The following is a 16,158-nucleotide window of genomic DNA, read 5'->3' as shown; positions in this document are numbered from 1 at the left end:
TCAAGAATGGATGTGCAGACTGGCGCCCGCACGGACATGTGGACCGACCCCGCGGGAGCGTCATGAGAACCGACAACACCACGCTCGACGAAACCCGCCCCCGTAGCTGGCGCCGCCTGCTGCATCAGCCGGACCGCCTCGCCGACTTCACGGTCCGGGGCTTCGCGTCCGACCCGCCCGAGCTTCGCGCCAGGCTGGAGACCGCCGCGGGAACCTTCCTCGACGGCTTCAACGCGGGACTCGCCGCCCCCGCCGGCACGCCCCCGCGATTCGACGACCGGCCCGACTCCCTGCGCGGCTTCGCCGTCGAAGGGCTGGCCATGCAGGCCGCCCTGCTCGACCTTCTCGTCCCGGGCAGCCGCCGGCTGCCGGCCGTGCTGCGCCTGCACGGCCCGGCCCACGTACACCTGATCCACGTCGGCGTGGGCTGGGCGATGGCCAAGCTGCGCTGGCCGTTCTGGGCCCGGCTGTCCGGACTGGACCCGCTGCTGCGCTGGCTCGCGCTCGACGGCTGGGGCTTCTCCGCGGGCTTCTTCGCCGACGCCGGCCGGCTGCGCCGCATCACCGCCCACCCGCGCCGGTGCTCCGAGCGCTGCGCCATCCGCTACCAGGGGGTGGGCCGCAGCCTGTGGTTCCGCGGCACCGCGGAACCCACCCGCGTGGCGGACCTCGTCGCCACGCTGCCGGAGTGGCACCACGGCGACGCCTGGAGCGGCGTGGGCCTCGCCGCCGCGTACGCCGGCGGGATCTCGCCGGAGGGTCTCGCCACGTTGCGCGACCGTGCCGGAGCGCACGCCGGTGACCTCGGTCAGGGCGTGGCCTTCGCCGCCGCCGCCTGGCAGCGCAGCGGCTGGACTCCACCCGAACTCGCCACCACCGTTCACGCGCTCACCGGCACCGACCCGCCCACCGCTGCGGCCTGGACCCGCGAGGCCGAAGCCGGCCTCCGCACGCCCGCCACCGGCCCGGTCGAGTACCAGACGTGGCGGCAGCGAATCCGGGCCCGCGTGCTGCTCGCGTCGCTCTGATCCGCCCGCGACCATCCGAGGGGGAACCTGTGCCGTCCGCTGTTCGTAGAACGCTCGTACCCGCCCTGGCCGTGCTGCTGTGCGTCGTGGCCGGTCTGTTCACCCGGCTGCCGTCGGTCTCCGCGTCCGACGCCGACGCCCTGAGCGCCCGCTTCGCCTTCACGTCGGCCCCGCTGAACGCCGCCGGGGACACCCGCCGGCTCCGCGAGGTCCAGCCCGCACTGAACCATCTCGCCGCGTGGATCTCCGCGGTCGGCGCGGGCGTCGGCCTCGGCGACCTCGACGGCGACGGTCTGCCGAACGACCGCTGCCTGGTCGACCCCCGCGACGACTCGGTCACGGTGGCCCCGGTGCCCGGCACCGGCGAGCGGTACGCCGCCGTCGCCCTCCAGCCGACCGGTGTCGAGTACGACGCCCGCACCACCGCGCCCATGGGATGCCTCCCCGCCGACTTCAACGGCGACGGCGCACTCGACGTCCTGGTGTACTTCTGGGGCCGCGTACCGCTGCTCTACCTGCGCCAGCCCGGCGGTGGCGCACCCGGCACCGTCGGCTTCCGGGCGAGCGACGTGGTCGCTCCCGGCGAGATCTGGAACTCGACCACGGCCAACGTCCTCGACGTCGACGGCGACGGCGGCCTGGACATCCTGATCGGCAACTACTTCCCGGACGGCGCCCGGGTGCTCGACCGGACCGCCGCCGACGATCCGGTGATGCGGATGCAGGACTCCATGTCCCTGGGCCGCAACGGCGGCCGTAACCGCCTCCTGATGTTCGACGGGAACACCCCCGGAGCCGGCGGTGTGCCCGTTCCCGCGTACGCCGACCGGTCCGACGCCTTCACCACCGGCCAGGCGCGGGCCTGGACCCTCGCCACCGGAGCGCAGGACCTGACCGGCGACGGCCTGCCGGAGCTCTATTTCGCCAACGACTTCGGGCCCGACAACCTGCTCGTCAACGAGTCCCGTCCCGGCCGGCCCGAGTTCCGCGAGGTGAGCGGCACGCGCGACCCGCTGGCCCCGAAGTCCAAGGTGATCGGGCACGACTCGTTCAAGGGCATGGGCGTCGCCTTCGACGACCTGAACGCCGACGGCCGGCCGGACCTGCTGGTCAGCAACATCACCTCGCCGTTCGCCCTGCAGGAGAGCAACTTCGCCTTCGTCAGCACGGGCGGCCGGTTCACCTCCGGGCGCGCGCCGTACCGGGACCGCAGCGAGGAACTCGGGCTGTCCCGCAGCGGCTGGGCCTGGGACATCAAGGCCGCCGACTTCGACGCCGACGGCCGCCGCGAGATCACCCAGGCGGTCGGCTTCCTGCACGGCGATACCGACCGCTGGGCCGAGCTCCAGGAACTCGCGATGGCCAACGACACCTTCCTGAAGTACCCCTGGGCCTGGCCGAACTTCCGGCCCGGCGACAGCCTGTCCGGGCACGAGCGCAACCCCTTCTTCGTACGCGGCCCGGACGGCCGGTTCGTCGACGTGTCGAAGCGGCTGGGGATGACGAGCACCCAGGCCTCCCGGGCCATCGCCGTCGGCGACGTCGACCACGACGGGCGGCTCGACATGGCGGTCGCCAACCAGTGGGCCGCCTCGGAGCTGTTCCGCAACACCGGTCCGGCGACGACCCACCTCGGGCTGCGGCTGGTGGTGCCCACCGCCAACGGCGCGACCCGGGCGGCGATCGGTGCCCGCGTCGAGGTGCGCCGCGCCGACGGTACGACGCTGACCGACCAGCTGTACCCCGCCAACGGGCACACCGGCGTGAACGCCGACGAACTGTACTTCGGCCTCGGCGGCAGCCCGTCCGCCCAGGTCCGGATCACCTGGCGCGACGCCGCCGGACAGCACGAGACGAGCACCACGCTCGCCTCGGGCTGGCACACGGTCACGCTGCGACCCGAGTCCTGATCGAGGAGAGAACCATGGCCAACAAGGACCCCCGGATCGTCGCGCTGCGCCGGTTCGCCCTGTCCATCACCGTGTTCACGCTGCTGGGGCACACGGTCCTCGGATTCGAGCAGTCGTGGCTCACGCCGATCGCCGCGCTGCTCACCGCGTACGCCCTCGAACTTCTCCTGGAGACACTCGAGGCCCGCGTCGAGCGCCGCCCGGTCCGCTACCGCGGCTCCGCCGCCGATCTCGCCAACTTCCTGCTGCCCGCGCACATCGGCGGGCTGGCCTGCGCGATGCTGCTCTACGGCAACGAGCGGCTGTGGCCCACACTGTTCGCCGTCACCGTCGCGATCGCGAGCAAGTACGTGGTGCGGGTGCGCCGCACCGCCGGCGGACCGGCGAAGCACGTCCTCAACCCGAGCAACTTCGGCATCGTCGTGACGCTGCTGTGCTTCACCTGGGTGGGGATCGCACCGCCGTACCAGTTCACCGCGAACATCAACGGGATCTGGGACTGGGTGGTGCCCGGCGCCATCCTGGCCGCCGGCACGATGCTCAACGCCAAGCTGACCCGGCGCGGGCCGCTGGTCGCCGCCTGGGTCGCGGGCTTCGCCGGGCAGGCGGTGCTGCGGACGGTGATCTTCGACCACGCTCTGGTGGCGGCCCTCCTGCCGATGACCGGCGTGGCGTTCGTGCTGTTCACCAACTACATGATCACCGACCCCGGAACCACGCCGCACGCGCCCCGCCGGCAGATCGTGTTCGGTCTGGCCACCGCGGCGGTCTACGGCACGCTCGTGCTCCTGCACATCGAGTTCGGACTGTTCTTCGCGCTCACCACCGTGTGCGTCGGCCGCTGGGTGGTGATCGTGACGGCCCGCCGGATCCGCGAGCGGCGGCAGCCGGTCACCGGAACCGGTGCGCCGGAACTCGCCTCCCAGCCCGCCGTCCCGGTCGGAGCCCGGGTATGACCGGCACGGGAGCCCCGATCGTCGTGGTGGGTATGGCCTGCCGTTACCCGGACGCCGCGGACCCGGGGCAGCTCTGGCAGACGGTGCTCGGGCGCCGGCGCGCCTTCCGGCCCATGCCACCGGAACGGCTGCCGGTCGCCGACTACCACCGGCCCGGGCCCGACGAGGTCGACCACACGTACGTCGACCGCGCCGCCGTCCTCAGCGACTGGGTGTTCGACCGGTCCCGCTTTCACGTGCCCGGTGAGGTCTTCCGGGCGGTCGACCTGACCCACTGGCTGGCCCTGGAGGTGGCCGCGGACGCGCTCGCCGACGCCGGCTGCCCGGCGGGTGCGGGACTGCCCAACGACCGGGTCGGCGTGATGCTCGGCAACTCGATGACCGGCGAGTTCAGCCGCGCCAACGGGCTTCGCCTGCGCTGGCCCTACGTGCACCGGCTGCTCGCCGAGACGCTGGCGGGGCTGGACCTGTCGGACGCCGAGCGGGAGAAGCTGCTCGCCACCGCGGAGGACCGGTACAAGGAACCGTTCCCGCCGCCGGGTGAGGAGACGCTCGCCGGGGCGTTGTCCAACACCATCGCCGGCCGGATCTGCAACCACTTCGACTTCCACGGCACCGGCTACACGGTCGACGCAGCCTGCGCCTCGTCCCTGATGGCGGTTGCGACGGCTGCCCGGATGCTCGCCGACGGCGATCTCGACGTCGCGCTGGCGGGCGGTGTGGACCTCAGCCTGGATCCGCTGGAACTGGTCGGCTTCGCCCGTGTGGGCGCGCTGGCCGCCGGCGACATGCGGATCTACGACTCGCGGCCGACCGGGTTCCTGCCGGGGGAGGGCTGCGGGATCCTGGTCCTGTGCCGTGAGGACTTCGCCGCGGAGCACGGCCTGCGGCCGTACGCCCGGCTGCACGGCTGGGGCACGTCGTCGGACGGCAACGGCGGGCTGACCCGGCCCGAGCCCGCCGGTCAGCTGCTCGCGCTGCGGCGCGCGTACCGCCGGTCGGGTCTCGCTCCCGAGCAGGTGTCGTTCGTGGAGGGGCACGGCACCGGCACCGCGGTCGGTGACGAGACCGAGCTGTCCGCGCTGCGCGACCTGCACGCCGGCCGCCGCCTCCCGGCGGTGCTCGGCAGCGTGAAGGCGAACATCGGACATACCAAGGCGGCGGCCGGGGTCGCCGGGATGATCAAGGCGGTACTCGCGATCCACCACCAGGTGATCCCGCCGACCACCGGCTGTGAGTCACCGCATCCCGCACTCGCCGTCCCCGGGTCGCCCCTGGTGGTGACCGACGAGCCGGCGCCGTGGCCCGGCCCGGACCGGTACGCGTCGGTCAGCGCCATGGGCTTCGGCGGCATCAACGCCCACGTGGTGCTGGGCGGGATCTCGCCCACCACCCGCCGGGTCGTCACCGACGCGGAGCGCCGGGCCGCCCGGCCCCTGCCGTCCCACGAGGTCGTGGTGTGCGCGGCGGCCGACCGTGCGGCCCTGACCGCGCGGCTGACCGGCCTCGCCGACCTGGCCGGCCGGCTGTCCCGCGCGGAACTGGGTGATCTCGCGGCCACGTCGGCCGCGGAGCCGGTCGCCGCGGGCGCCGTCCGGTTCGCCGCCGTGGTACGCGACCCGGACGGCCTGGTACGCGCCGCCCGGCGCGCCGTGACCGCGCTGGCCGACGCGGAGACCGAGCTGTTCGACCCGGAGGCCGGTGTCTTTCTCGGTGCGGGTGCGGCGCCCCGGATCGGTTATCTGTTCTCCGGACAGGGATCCCCGGTCCATCCGAGCGCGGGCGCGCTGGGGGAGCTGCTCGACGGGCCGCTGGCCGGGTACGACTCGGAGCTCGGGATCACGGCGGGCGCCGTCGCGGACACCGCCGTCGCCCAGCCCGCCATCCTGCGGGCCTCGCTCGCCGGCCTGAACTGGCTGCGCCGGCTGGGCGTGGAGGCCGAGGCGGCCGTCGGGCACAGCCTCGGCGAGATCGGCGCGCTGTGCTGGGCGGGGGCACTGGACGACAAGGAGGCCCTCGACCTCGTCCGCGTTCGCGGCCGGCTGATGAGCGACGCGCCGGGTCGCGGCGCGATGGCCGCCGTCGCCGGGCCCGCGGACCGGGTTCGCGAGCTGCTCCGCGCGGGCCCGGTCGTGGTCGCCGGGGAGAACTCCGCGGGGCAGTGCACCGTGTCCGGCCCGGCCGCCGAGGTGGCCCGGTTCATCGCCGGCGCCTCGTCCGCCGGCCTGCGGGCCACCGCACTGCCGGTCTCGCACGCCTTCCACTCGCCGATGATGGCCCCCGCGAGCCTCGCCCTGCGCGATCACCTCACCGGACTCGCCGGGCGGGCACCGCGACGGCCGGTCTGCTCCACGGTGACCGGCGACTGGCTCGGCACCGGCACCGACCTCGCCGACCTGCTCACCCGTCAGCTCGTCGAGCCGGTCCGCTTCCGCGACGCGCTGGCGCGCCTGGCCGAGCGAACCGACCTGCTGATCGAGGTGGGCCCGGGCGCCGTGCTGGCCGGGCTGGCCGCGCATCTGCCGGATGCCCGCGTGGTGGCTCTCGACTCGGGCGCTCCCGGCCAGCACGGCGTCGCCACGGTGACCGCCGCGCTGTTCGCGACGGGCGCCGGGCCGGACGTGGGCGCGTACTACGCGCGCCGGGCGTGCCGCCGGCTCACGCCGGACTGGCGGCCGGTCTTCCTGCGCAACCCCTGCGAGAACACCAGCGGGCCGGCGCGGGCGCCGCAGCCTCGTCCCCGTCCGGCGCCCGCACCGGTGGCCACCCCGCCGGCGGTCACTGTGGACGACACCGACCTGCTGAGCGCCGTCACCCGGCGGGTGGCGGCCATGGTCGAACTCGACGCGGCCACGCTGAGCCCGGACACCCGGCTCGTCGCCGACCTGCACCTCAGCTCGCTGCGAGTCAGCCAGCTGGCCGTGGACGCCGCCGCGGCGGTCGGCCGGTCGGCGCCCGCGGTCCCGGCGGCCCTGGCCGACGCCACCATCGACCAACTGGCCGCGATGCTCGCCACGCTGCCCGCGGCCGGGGAGGCCGACGCCCCGCCGGCCGGCATCGCCAGCTGGGTGCGCGCCTTCACCGACCGGTTCGTCGAGTCGGCCGCCCCGACGGTCCGGCCGGGAGCCCGGCGCGGCTGGACCGTGCTCGGCACCGAGGACCATCCGCTGAGCAAGGGGGTGGCCGAGCACTTCCCGGCCGCCGACACCCCGGACGCGCGGTTGCTGCTGCTGCCACCGGGCCTCACGGTGCCGGCGGAGTTGGTCGTGACCGCGCTGCGCGCCACCGCGGCCGACGGGCTGCCGCTGGTGGTGCTGCACCACGGCGGCGTGGGCGCCGCGGTCGGCCGCAGCATCGCCATGGAGCGGCCGGGCGCCGCGGTGATGGTCGCCGAGACCCCGGTGGACGACCGCTGCCTCAAGCTCGTCGCCGAGGCGTCCGTCGACTGGACCGGCTACGTCGAGGCCGTCTACGACGAGGACGGTGTCCGCACCACCCGGGTCGCTGCTCCCCTTGCGCTGTCCCGCCGGGACGAGCGCATTCCGCTGGTCCCCGGCGACATGCTGCTGGTGACCGGCGGGGCGAAGGGCATCGGGCTGGAGTGCGCCGCCGCGGTGTGCCAGGCCACCGGCGCCACGGCGATGCTTTTCGGGCGCAGCCCCGTCACGGACCCCGAGGTCCGGGCCGGCCTGGACCGGCTCACCGCTCTCGGGATCACCGCCGACTACCGCGCTGTCGACGTCAGCGACGGGGCCGCCGTCACGGCCGTCGTCACCGCTGTCCAGGACCGGTACGGACCGGTACGCGGGCTGCTGCACGCCGCCGGCCACAACACGCCTCGGCGGATCGAGGACGTGACAGTCGAGGGTCTCCGTGCGACGCTGGCGCCCAAGTCCAGCGGGTTCGACCACCTGGTCGCGGCCCTCGGCGACGATCTGCGCTTCGCCGTCGCCTTCGGATCCGTCATCGGCCGCACCGGATTGACGGGCCAGTCGGAGTACGCCGTCGCCAACGAGTGGCTCGCCCGGCGCTGTGCGGAGCTGACACGGGAGCGGCCCGGCACCCGTTGGCTGACGGTGCAGTGGTCGGCCTGGTCGGGCGTCGGCATGGGGGTCCGCCTCGGGGTTCTCGACGCGCTGGTGCGCGACGGGCTCGAGCCGATCAGCGTCCCGGCGGGCACCGACCTGCTGCTGCGCCTGCTGGCGGCGCCGGACACCGGGCCGTGCGTGCTGGCCGCCGGCCGGCTGCCCGCCGGGCCGACCCTGCGCTACCGCGACGACGACCGCACCGGCGGGCGTTTCGCCGAGCGGGTGCTGGCGTCGACCCCGGGGGTGGAGAGCGTCCTCGGCGCCACCCTGACCGCCGGCACCGACCCCTACCTGTCCGACCACGTCGTCGACGGCGTTCCGCTGCTGCCCGCCGTGCTGGGCCTGGAGGCGATGACGCAGGCCGCCACCGCGCTCACGGGGGCGCCGGGGACGCCGGTGCGCCTCACCGGCGTACGGCTCGAACGGCCGGTCACGGTGACCGACCGGCGTGACATCCGGGTCGCGGCTCTGGTCCACGACGACGGCCGGGTGGAGACCGCGCTGCGCAGCGACGACACCGGCTTCGCGGTGGACCACTTCGCGGCGGCCGTGACCACGGGCGCCGTGCCGGCACCCGATCCGGCGGTGCCGGCGCCGGCCCCGAGGCTCGGGGAGCCGGGCCTGCCGGCGGCGGGCCTCTACGGCGGCCTCTACTTCCACGGGCCGGCGTTCCGGCGGGTGCGCGGGTATCACGCGCTGAGCGCGTACCGGTGCGTGTTCTCGGTCCGCGCCGAACCCGGCACCGCGTGGTTCGGCATGTACCTCGACGCGTCGCTGCGGCTCGGCGACCCGGGTGCCCGTGACGCCGTGCTGCACGGGCTGCAGGGCTGCGTCCCGGACCACCGGGTGCTTCCGGTCTCCGTCGAGCGGATCACCGTGTGGCACCGGCCCTCCGGCGTGCTCACCGTCACCGCCCGGCAGCGCGCGGAGGACGGCGCCGAGTTCGTCTACGACGTGCTGGTGACCGACGAGTCGGGGCGCCCCGTCGAGGAGTGGACCGGGCTGGTCCTGCGCTCGGTGGCCGAGATCGGCTGGTCCGGGATGCCGGCGTTCCTCGCCGGTCCGGCCGTGGCCCGGCGGCTGCGGCACCGGCATCCGGGTATCGACGCCGCCGTGCTCCCCGCGACGCGCGGCGACGGTGGACCCACCGTCCGGTTGACCGACTGGCTCACCGGCGCCGCGCTGGGCGAGCCCGGAGGCGCACGGCACGCCGGCGACGGGCGGGTCACGGTGCCGGGTGGCGGTGGCGTCTCGGCCAGTCACCTCGACGACCTCGTGCTCGTGACCGTGGCCCGGGGCCCGGTCGGCGTCGACTGGGAACGTGTGGACGACCGCCCGCCGCCGCTTGAGGAACGACACCGGGCCCTCGCCGTGCGGCTCGCCGCCGAGTCCGGGGAGGACGAGGCCACCGCGGCCGTCCGCGTGTGGACGGCGATCGAGGTGACCCGCAAGCTCGGGCTCGGGCCCTCGGCGCCGCTGGTGTTCACCGGCCGGGAGCCGTCCGGCACGCTCGGCCTGCGCAGCGGTGACCACGTGTTGAGCAGCGTGCTGCTGCGGACGGCCGGGGACGCGCGGCAGGTCGCGGTGTGCGTGGGGACGCCGGCATGAGCGCCCCGGTCTACCGCTACCGGCACCGGGTGACATTCGACGAGACGAACCTGGTGGGAAACGTCTATTTCGCCCACTACGCCCACTGGCAGGGGCACTGCCGGGAGCACTTCCTCGCCGAGCAGGCGCCTTCCGTGCTCGCCGCCCTGTCGGACGGGCTGGCTCTGGTCACCGTGTCGATGTCGGTCGAGTTCTATGCCGAGAGCCACGCCTTCGACACGGTCGAGATCGAGATGTCGCTCGTCGAGCTCAACGGCAACCGCATCACGATGGGGTTCGACTATCGCCGGGTCCGTACGGACGGCGCTCCCGGCGAGCTGATCGCGCGGGGCCGGCAGACAGTGGCCGTGATGGAGCGGGTCGACGGCCGGTTGCAGCCCGCCCCGGTGCCGGCCGACCTGGCGGCCGCGCTCGCCGTCTACCGCCGTCCCGCGGCGGGGGTGTGGGTGCGATGACGGTCGGTGTCATCGGCTGCGGACGGATGGGCGTCGCCATCACCCGCGCGGTCGCCGCCGCACGCTGCAGCGTGCTGCTCGCCGGACGGACGCCCGGCGCCGCGGCCGCCGCCACCGCCGGCGTACCGGGCGCCTTCGCCGCCGACATCCGCGTCGTCCTCGAACGGGCCTCGCTCGTCGTGCTCGCCGTTCCGCTCGGTCCGGCCTGCCGCGTGCTGACCGAGACCCCGGTGCCGGGCCGGGGCCGTCCGCTCCTGGACGTCACCAATCCGGCCCTCGGCGGTGAGGAGGTGCCGCCGCCCGGCTCGTCGGGGGCCCACCTGATCGCGGCGGCGGCGCCCGGCTGGCACGTGGTCAAGGCGCTGAACACCGTGCCCGCGGCGATGGTCGGCGAGCCGCTCTGCGGAGGGCTGCCGGTCTCCCTGCCGATGGCCGGCGACGACGCCGGGGCCAAGGGGCTCGCCGGTGCGCTGCTGTCCCGGCTCGGCTTCGCGCCGCTCGACGTCGGCGGGCTCGAACACGCCCGGGAACTGGAGTCCCTGGCCATGCTTCTGCAGGCCGTCAACCAGCGCCACGGCGTACACGGGCGGATCGGGCTGCACATCTGCGGCCCGGACGGCCCGGTGCGATCGCTCCACGCACCCGCGGCGCCGGGTGTGCGTCTCCCGTAACCGATCACACATCGAGGAGGAACCATGTCCGTAGCCGACCGGGAAGCAGTCCCGGTAGTCACCGTCGACGCGACACCGCGGGGCCGCACCTCCGCGGCCCTCGGATTCGCCGTGGCGGGCGCGGTGGCCGGGGTGCTGCTCGCCGTCGCCTGGTCGTTCACCTTCGTCGACTCGGTGATCGGCGACAACATCGCCAATTCGCTCCTGGGCCACGACGCGAAGGCGACGGCGATCGGCGGCTCCGCCGCCGGGCTCGCCTTCGCCTTCGTGTCCGGCCTCGCCGGTACGTTCACCGCCTGCAACGTCGCCGCGTTCGGGATGGTCCCGCAGGTCACCAGGGAGACGACGGCGTCCGGACTGCGCGGACTGCTCGCCCCGCTGGGCTGGCTCACGGCCGGCAGCATGGCGGTCGCGCTGACCTACGGCGCCGTGGGCGTGCTGCTCGGGGACCGCCTGCCGCAGCTGTCCACCGCGACCACGGCCGGGGGCGTGCCGGTGCGCCTCGTGCAGGCGTCGGTCGTCTTCGGGCTGGCCGGCCTGGCCCTGCTCTACCTCGGTCTGGCGGCGTTGAAGCTGGTTCCGGACCCGTTCGCCGGCCGGCCGCGGGCTCGTCTGGTCGCGCTGGGCGTCATCATCGGCGCCTTCCTGATCGGCCGCCCGTTCCCGCTCTTCCACAAGCTCTTCCTCTACGCGGTGGCCGACCACAACCCGGCGTACGGCGCGGCCGTCTTCGGCCTGCAGACGCTCGGCAACATGCTGGTGATGGTCCTCGTCGTGGTGCTCGCATCGAGGTTGACCGGCGGGCGCCTGCTCAACGCTCCGAGCCGGCGTGGCACCGTGCTGTCGGGCGTCGCGCTGGTGCTCGTCGGCGTGTTCCTCGTCGTCTACTGGGACGTGCGAGTGCCGGCACTCTTCGGCGTCGGCTGGTTCCCGACCGCTCCCTGGAACTGAGCCGCCCACCGCTGCCGGTGCCGGCTCAGCCGGCACCGGCAGCGGTCGCCGGCTGGTGTCCGGCGGCGCAACCGCACCGGTGGTGTGCGCGTGACCTGCGTTACCTCTCGCCGAGACGGGAATGTGATCACCGAAGGCGTATTTGACTCAGGGTGTGAGTGCCGCACCCTCTCGCGCCCGGCCGCACGCCGACCGGACCGGGACGCCCCAGAAGACCGATGCCGCCCCGACGCCCACCCCGGGCGACCTGATGAGCCGGAGTCAGCGGCTCAAGCTCGTGCTGGTCCTCGGCTCGCTGATCGCGGTGGGTCCGCTGACCATCGACATGTACCTGCCCGCGCTGCCCGCGATCGTCACGGACTTCGCGACCACGTCGGCGGCGGTCCAGCTGACGCTCACCGGCACGCTGGCCGGGCTCGCCGTCGGGCAGTTGCTGATCGGGCCGCTGTCGGACGCGGTCGGGCGACGCCGCCCGCTGATCGCCGGTCTCCTGCTGCACATCCTGGCGTCGGCGCTGTGCGTGGTCGCCCCGAACGTCGCCGTCCTCGGCGTCCTGCGCGTCGTGCAGGGCCTCGGTGTCGCCGCGACCGCCGTGGTCGCGATGGCGGTGGTGCGTGACCTGTTCACCGGGTCGGCGTTCGCCACGATGCTGTCCCGGCTGCTGCTGGTGATGGGCGCGGCACCGGTCCTCGCCCCGACGCTGGGTGGCGGCGTGCTGCGGTGGACCGACTGGCGCGGCGTCTTCGTGGTCCTGGCCGCCTTCGGGGTGCTGCTCGTCGCGCTGGCCACGCTCGCGCTGCCTGAGACGCTCCCACCCGCGCGCCGCCAGCGCGGCGGAGTCGTCGCGACCGTGCTGACGTACGGCGGGCTGCTGCGGGACCGGGTCTTCGTCGGCCTGGTCCTGGTCGCCGGGCTGGCCATGGCCGCGCTTTTCGCGTACGTCGCGGGGTCGTCGTTCGTCCTTCAGGACACCTACGGGCTCGACGAGCAGGAGTTCGGCCTGGCGTTCGGCGCGGGCGCGGTGGGCCTGATCGGCGCCACCCAGTACAACGTGCGGCTGCTGCGCCGCTACCCGTCGCAGTGGATCCTGGTGACCTCGCTGGCGGCGGGCACGGTCGCCGGGCTGGCCCTGGTGGTGTTCGCCGCGACCGGCTTCGGTGGACTGCCCGCCCTGCTCGTGTCGCTGTGGCTGGTGCTGGCGGCGGCGGGCCTGGCCATGCCGAACGCCCCGGCGCTGGCGCTGTCCCGCCACGGCGAGGCGGCCGGCACCGCGTCCGCACTGCTCGGCGCGGTGCAGTTCGGCGTGGGCGCGGTGGCCGCGCCGCTGGTGGGCGTGCTCGGCACCGGCGCGGTGGCGATGGCCCTGGTGGTGGCCGGCGGGATGGTGGCGGCACTGCTGGTGCTGCTGGTCGTCGTCCGGCCGTCCCAGCTCGCCGGCCTGGAGGCGGCACCGGCGGTCGCTGTCGCGCACTGACCCGGCCGCCCGGGTCGCGCCGGGTGCGCGCGGTGCCTACGCTGCTGCCATGACCGCCCCGGCCCGCATCCTGGTCGAGGGCATCCACGGCTCCGGCAAGTCGACGCTCGCCGCGCATCTGGCGCAGCGGTTCGGCCTGCCCTGGCAACCGGTCGACGACCTGCTGTGGGAGCCCGGCTGGGTCGAGGTGCCGGTGGCCGAGCAGCGACGCCGGATCGAGGCGATCTGCCGGCGCGACAGGTGGATCGTCGACGGCGCGTACCACGGCTGGCGGGACGTGGTCCTGGGCCGCGCCGACCTGGTGATCGGCCTGGACTACCCGCGCGGGGTCTCGTTCCGGCGGCTGCTGCGGCGCACGCTGCGGCGCCTGGCCGACGGCGAGCTGATCTGCAACGGCAACCGGGAGACGCTGCGCAGCGTGCTGTCCCGCGACTCGATCCTGGTGTGGCACCTGACCGGGTTCGGCCGGGCGCGGCGGCGGATGCGGGCCTGGGCGGTCGACAGGGCCGGGCCACCGGTGCTGCTGTTCGACCACCCGTCCGCTCTCGACGGCTGGCTGGCGCGCGGAGCGCCGGTGCCACCGCACGCCGGGCCGGACCGGGGCGGCCTGCGGCCGCTGACGTGACTACATCGGGAAGCGGCCCTGGCGCCACTGCCAGTGTCGGCCCGCCCGCATGTGGTCGATCACCGCGCGCTGGAGCGCGGTGCGGCGCGGCAGCCGGTCCAGCGGCGTGTCCAGGGTGCGGAACACGAACCGCAGCACCTCCGTGTCGCCGTCCAGGCCGGGCTGCTCCTGGTGGGGCTCCAGCGTGAACCGCCGCTGGAACCGGATGATGTTGGAGTCCTCCGGAAGGTATTCGCCCAACTGCGGATCGAGCAGCCAGGAGCCGCAGGAGAACGCGGTGTAGTGCTCGCCGGGAAAGTGGCGCGGGAAGAACGCGCGGGCCCGTTCCAGCGACGCGTCGACCGCCTCCGGGGTCAGCGGTCCCGAGTCCGGGATGTGCAGGCCGATCGCGCCGCCGTCGCCGCGCTGGTGCTGGAGCCGGCCCAGCTCGTAGAGGCCACCGCGCACGTGCAGGGTCAGCCAGCTCTGCATGACCGGCCAGCCCTCGCCGTTCATCCGCCGGTCGACGGCGAGGTTGTTGCCCAGGTCGGCGAGCGTCGCCCAGGACACGTCGTCGGGGACGCCGTGGTCGCGGTGGTAGGCGCGCACGGCGTCGACCAGTGCGAGGTACGCGTAGACGTAGAGGTGCCGCCAGGCCGGACCCCGGTCGCGCGGCAGCGCCGGGCCCGGGGTCAGCCAGGCGTAACCGCCGAGGTCGGCGCGGACCAGGGCGGTCGAGCGGTCGAGCAGCCAGCGCAGCTCGGGAGTCCACAGTGGTGAGCTGGGCTCCGGCCAGGCCGCCAGGATCTCGGCGGCGTCGTCGGGGCGTACCCCGAGCCGGTCGAGCAGGGCGGGCGCGTCCGCCCGGGCGGGCAGCGGCGCGGAGGGCCGGTCACCGGCGAGCCGGTGCACCCGGTCGACCTCCTCGCCGGGCACGCCGAGCCGGCCGGCGACGTCATCGACATCCATGGCGGTGACGCTACCGGCCGGCGCCCGCCCCGACAGCCCCGTGCGGTGCTCAGCGCCGTTGCTGGCACGGCACGCAGAAGCGGGCCGAGGGCAGGATCTCCAGGCGCGCGGTCGGGATGTCCTGCCCGCAGCGCTCGCAGACCCCGTACGTGCCCTCGGACATCCGCTTCAGCGCCTGGGCGGTGTCCGCGACGCCCTGCCGGGCGGTCTCGATCAGCCCGCGCAACGTGTCCGGATCGTGCCCGCCGTGGTCGGGCTGCCGCGTGTGCAGCGTCAGCTCGGTGAGCTGGTCGGTGTACTCGCCGAACTGCCGGTCCAGCAGTTCGCGCAGCGTGTCGGTGCGGTTGAGGGCGTGCGTCATGATCAGGCGCTCCTTTCCGGGCGGCGCTCGGTGTCGTGCGGGTGTCGCAGGGCCGAGATGGCGGCCATGCCGGCGCCGGTCAGCGCGGCGGTACGGGGTGACGCGGCGCGGTGCACCGTCGCGCCGAGCGTGGCGACCAGGCGGGCCGTCACGTCGGGCCGGGTGGCGCCGTCACCGATGACGATCGGGCCACGGGCCAGCGCGGCGCGGACCCGGGGCCGCAGCGCCGCGTCCTGACGCAGCTCGCGTACCAGCCGGGAGGTGGTGTCGGCGAGCATGGCGGCGGTCGTCGCGTGGTTGAGGTCCCGGGTGCCGACGTCGGCCCGACGGGCGGTGACCACCCGGCCGTCCTCCAGCAGCGCCACCTCGGTGAGCTGGGCGCCGATGTCGGCGACCAGCAGGGTGCCGGCGGCGGCGCCCGCGCCGATGGCGCCCGCCCGGACGCTGTCGAGGAACAGCAGCCGGGACGGCGCGAGCACGGCGGAGAGCACGCGGCGCGTCGCCTCCTGCTCGGCGGGCGCGGCCAGCACCGGACGGCAGGCCACGACCAGCGCACCGACCGGGACCGGGGTGCGGTGGTCGCGCAGGATCCGCCGCAGCTCGGAGACGCAGGCCGGACCGTCGACGATCCGGCCGCGCCGGACGACGGGGCTGCGCAGACCGTGGCCGAGCGGGACGCTCAGCGTCCGGCCCGGTCCCAGCCAGATCCGCAGCAGGCTGCTGCCGAGGTCCACGGCGATCGGCGCGGCGTCGGCGGTGACCGGCGGGCGGCTGCCGTGGGAACGGCCGATCAGCATGCCGGTCCGGGCCGGAGGACGAACGGCGGTGACAGGGTGCGGCATACCGGCCTCTTTCGGATCAGGGTGCCCAGCCGGGCGGTGGACGGTGCGGGGGAGGGGCGTGGCCGGGGCCGCGGGCGTCGGATTCACTCGACGACGCCGGCGGCCGGGGGCTCAGACGCGCTTCTGGTCGCCGCTCGCAGATCGGGACGCGACGAGTCCGGCGAACACCGGTGGTGGCGCCGTCGACGTGCGGGTCATGCTCACCACCTCCTCGCTGCTCGGGTACCGCCTCGGACCTCCA

Annotated in this window: 12 protein-coding genes; 9 read left to right on the top strand and 3 right to left on the bottom strand. The window is 74.8% G+C overall.

From position 1 onward, the window contains the following. Nucleotides 1-62: 62 nt before the first annotated feature. The 9 genes from ABIH81_RS26370 (at nucleotide 63) to ABIH81_RS26330 (ending at nucleotide 13,766) form a co-directional block, all read left to right on the top strand. The gene (locus ABIH81_RS26370; protein WP_349877557.1) at nucleotides 63-1,028 is read left to right on the top strand and encodes a DUF1702 family protein; all 966 of its coding nucleotides are present in this window, start codon (nucleotides 63-65) and stop codon (nucleotides 1,026-1,028) included. Between the two features lie 29 nt (nucleotides 1,029-1,057). After that, nucleotides 1,058-2,938, top strand: a complete 1,881-nt coding sequence (locus ABIH81_RS26365) for a CRTAC1 family protein (RefSeq protein WP_349877556.1) — start codon at nucleotides 1,058-1,060, stop codon at nucleotides 2,936-2,938. 14 nt (nucleotides 2,939-2,952) lie between these two features. Continuing rightward, nucleotides 2,953-3,894 (top strand): enediyne biosynthesis protein UnbU, encoded by a 942-nt coding sequence (locus tag ABIH81_RS26360; RefSeq protein WP_349877555.1) that lies wholly within the window; start codon nucleotides 2,953-2,955, stop codon nucleotides 3,892-3,894. Next, nucleotides 3,891-9,590, top strand: coding sequence for an SDR family NAD(P)-dependent oxidoreductase (locus ABIH81_RS26355; protein ID WP_349877554.1), 5,700 nt, complete (start codon nucleotides 3,891-3,893; stop codon nucleotides 9,588-9,590). Before ABIH81_RS26360 ends, ABIH81_RS26355 begins: the two co-directional genes overlap by 4 nt. Next, entirely contained in the window at nucleotides 9,587-10,045 is a 459-nt protein-coding gene (locus tag ABIH81_RS26350) for an acyl-CoA thioesterase (RefSeq protein WP_349877553.1), read from the top strand. Before ABIH81_RS26355 ends, ABIH81_RS26350 begins: the two co-directional genes overlap by 4 nt. Continuing rightward, nucleotides 10,042-10,716, top strand: coding sequence for an NAD(P)-binding domain-containing protein (locus ABIH81_RS26345; RefSeq protein WP_349877552.1), 675 nt, complete (start codon nucleotides 10,042-10,044; stop codon nucleotides 10,714-10,716). Before ABIH81_RS26350 ends, ABIH81_RS26345 begins: the two co-directional genes overlap by 4 nt. Nucleotides 10,717-10,740: 24 nt before the next feature. Beyond that, complete coding sequence (locus tag ABIH81_RS26340) at nucleotides 10,741-11,667, top strand: hypothetical protein (protein WP_128138996.1); 927 nt, start codon at nucleotides 10,741-10,743, stop codon at nucleotides 11,665-11,667. Between the two features lie 250 nt (nucleotides 11,668-11,917). Further along, on the top strand, nucleotides 11,918-13,141 hold the full coding sequence (locus ABIH81_RS26335; protein WP_334460717.1) for a multidrug effflux MFS transporter: 1,224 nt from the start codon (nucleotides 11,918-11,920) through the stop codon (nucleotides 13,139-13,141). Nucleotides 13,142-13,190: 49 nt separating this feature from the next. Then, complete coding sequence (locus ABIH81_RS26330) at nucleotides 13,191-13,766, top strand: adenylate kinase (protein WP_349877551.1); 576 nt, start codon at nucleotides 13,191-13,193, stop codon at nucleotides 13,764-13,766. Here the strand turns inward: ABIH81_RS26330 and ABIH81_RS26325 are convergent, their stop codons facing one another. From ABIH81_RS26325 to ABIH81_RS26315, 3 genes are read right to left on the bottom strand one after another with little or no spacing between them, the layout of a single operon-like run. After that, complete coding sequence (locus ABIH81_RS26325; RefSeq protein ID WP_349877550.1) at nucleotides 13,767-14,714, bottom strand: acyltransferase domain-containing protein; 948 nt, start codon at nucleotides 14,712-14,714, stop codon at nucleotides 13,767-13,769. It lies immediately after the preceding gene. Between the two features lie 49 nt (nucleotides 14,715-14,763). Beyond that, a complete protein-coding gene (locus tag ABIH81_RS26320) occupies nucleotides 14,764-15,075 on the bottom strand; it encodes a TraR/DksA C4-type zinc finger protein (protein WP_334460538.1) in 312 nt (103 codons plus the stop codon). A gap of 2 nt (nucleotides 15,076-15,077) precedes the next feature. Beyond that, nucleotides 15,078-15,917 (bottom strand): rod shape-determining protein, encoded by an 840-nt coding sequence (locus tag ABIH81_RS26315; RefSeq protein WP_349877549.1) that lies wholly within the window; start codon nucleotides 15,915-15,917, stop codon nucleotides 15,078-15,080. Between the last annotated feature and the right edge of the window lie 241 nt (nucleotides 15,918-16,158).

The sequence above is a fragment of the Micromonospora sp. HUAS YX12 genome (assembly GCF_040215685.1).
Lineage (GTDB): Bacteria > Actinomycetota > Actinomycetes > Mycobacteriales > Micromonosporaceae > Micromonospora > Micromonospora tulbaghiae.
The sequence above is the reverse complement of the archived record's forward strand: the minus strand, read 5'-3'. Positions and strand labels throughout refer to the sequence as shown.

Excerpts from the sequence above, each read along its gene's own strand:
- ABIH81_RS26330 (WP_349877551.1), top strand. The coding sequence starts at position 13,191 with ATGACCGCCCCGGCCCGCATCCTGGTCGAGGGCATCCACGGCTCCGGC.
- ABIH81_RS26315 (WP_349877549.1), bottom strand. The coding sequence starts at position 15,917 with ATGCCGCACCCTGTCACCGCCGTTCGTCCTCCGGCCCGGACCGGCATG.
- ABIH81_RS26350 (WP_349877553.1), top strand. The coding sequence starts at position 9,587 with ATGAGCGCCCCGGTCTACCGCTACCGGCACCGGGTGACATTCGACGAG.
- ABIH81_RS26370 (WP_349877557.1), top strand. The coding sequence starts at position 63 with ATGAGAACCGACAACACCACGCTCGACGAAACCCGCCCCCGTAGCTGG.
- ABIH81_RS26320 (WP_334460538.1), bottom strand. The coding sequence starts at position 15,075 with ATGACGCACGCCCTCAACCGCACCGACACGCTGCGCGAACTGCTGGAC.
- ABIH81_RS26360 (WP_349877555.1), top strand. The coding sequence starts at position 2,953 with ATGGCCAACAAGGACCCCCGGATCGTCGCGCTGCGCCGGTTCGCCCTG.
- ABIH81_RS26345 (WP_349877552.1), top strand. The coding sequence starts at position 10,042 with ATGACGGTCGGTGTCATCGGCTGCGGACGGATGGGCGTCGCCATCACC.
- ABIH81_RS26355 (WP_349877554.1), top strand. The coding sequence starts at position 3,891 with ATGACCGGCACGGGAGCCCCGATCGTCGTGGTGGGTATGGCCTGCCGT.
- ABIH81_RS26340 (WP_128138996.1), top strand. The coding sequence starts at position 10,741 with ATGTCCGTAGCCGACCGGGAAGCAGTCCCGGTAGTCACCGTCGACGCG.
- ABIH81_RS26335 (WP_334460717.1), top strand. The coding sequence starts at position 11,918 with ATGAGCCGGAGTCAGCGGCTCAAGCTCGTGCTGGTCCTCGGCTCGCTG.
- ABIH81_RS26325 (WP_349877550.1), bottom strand. The coding sequence starts at position 14,714 with ATGGATGTCGATGACGTCGCCGGCCGGCTCGGCGTGCCCGGCGAGGAG.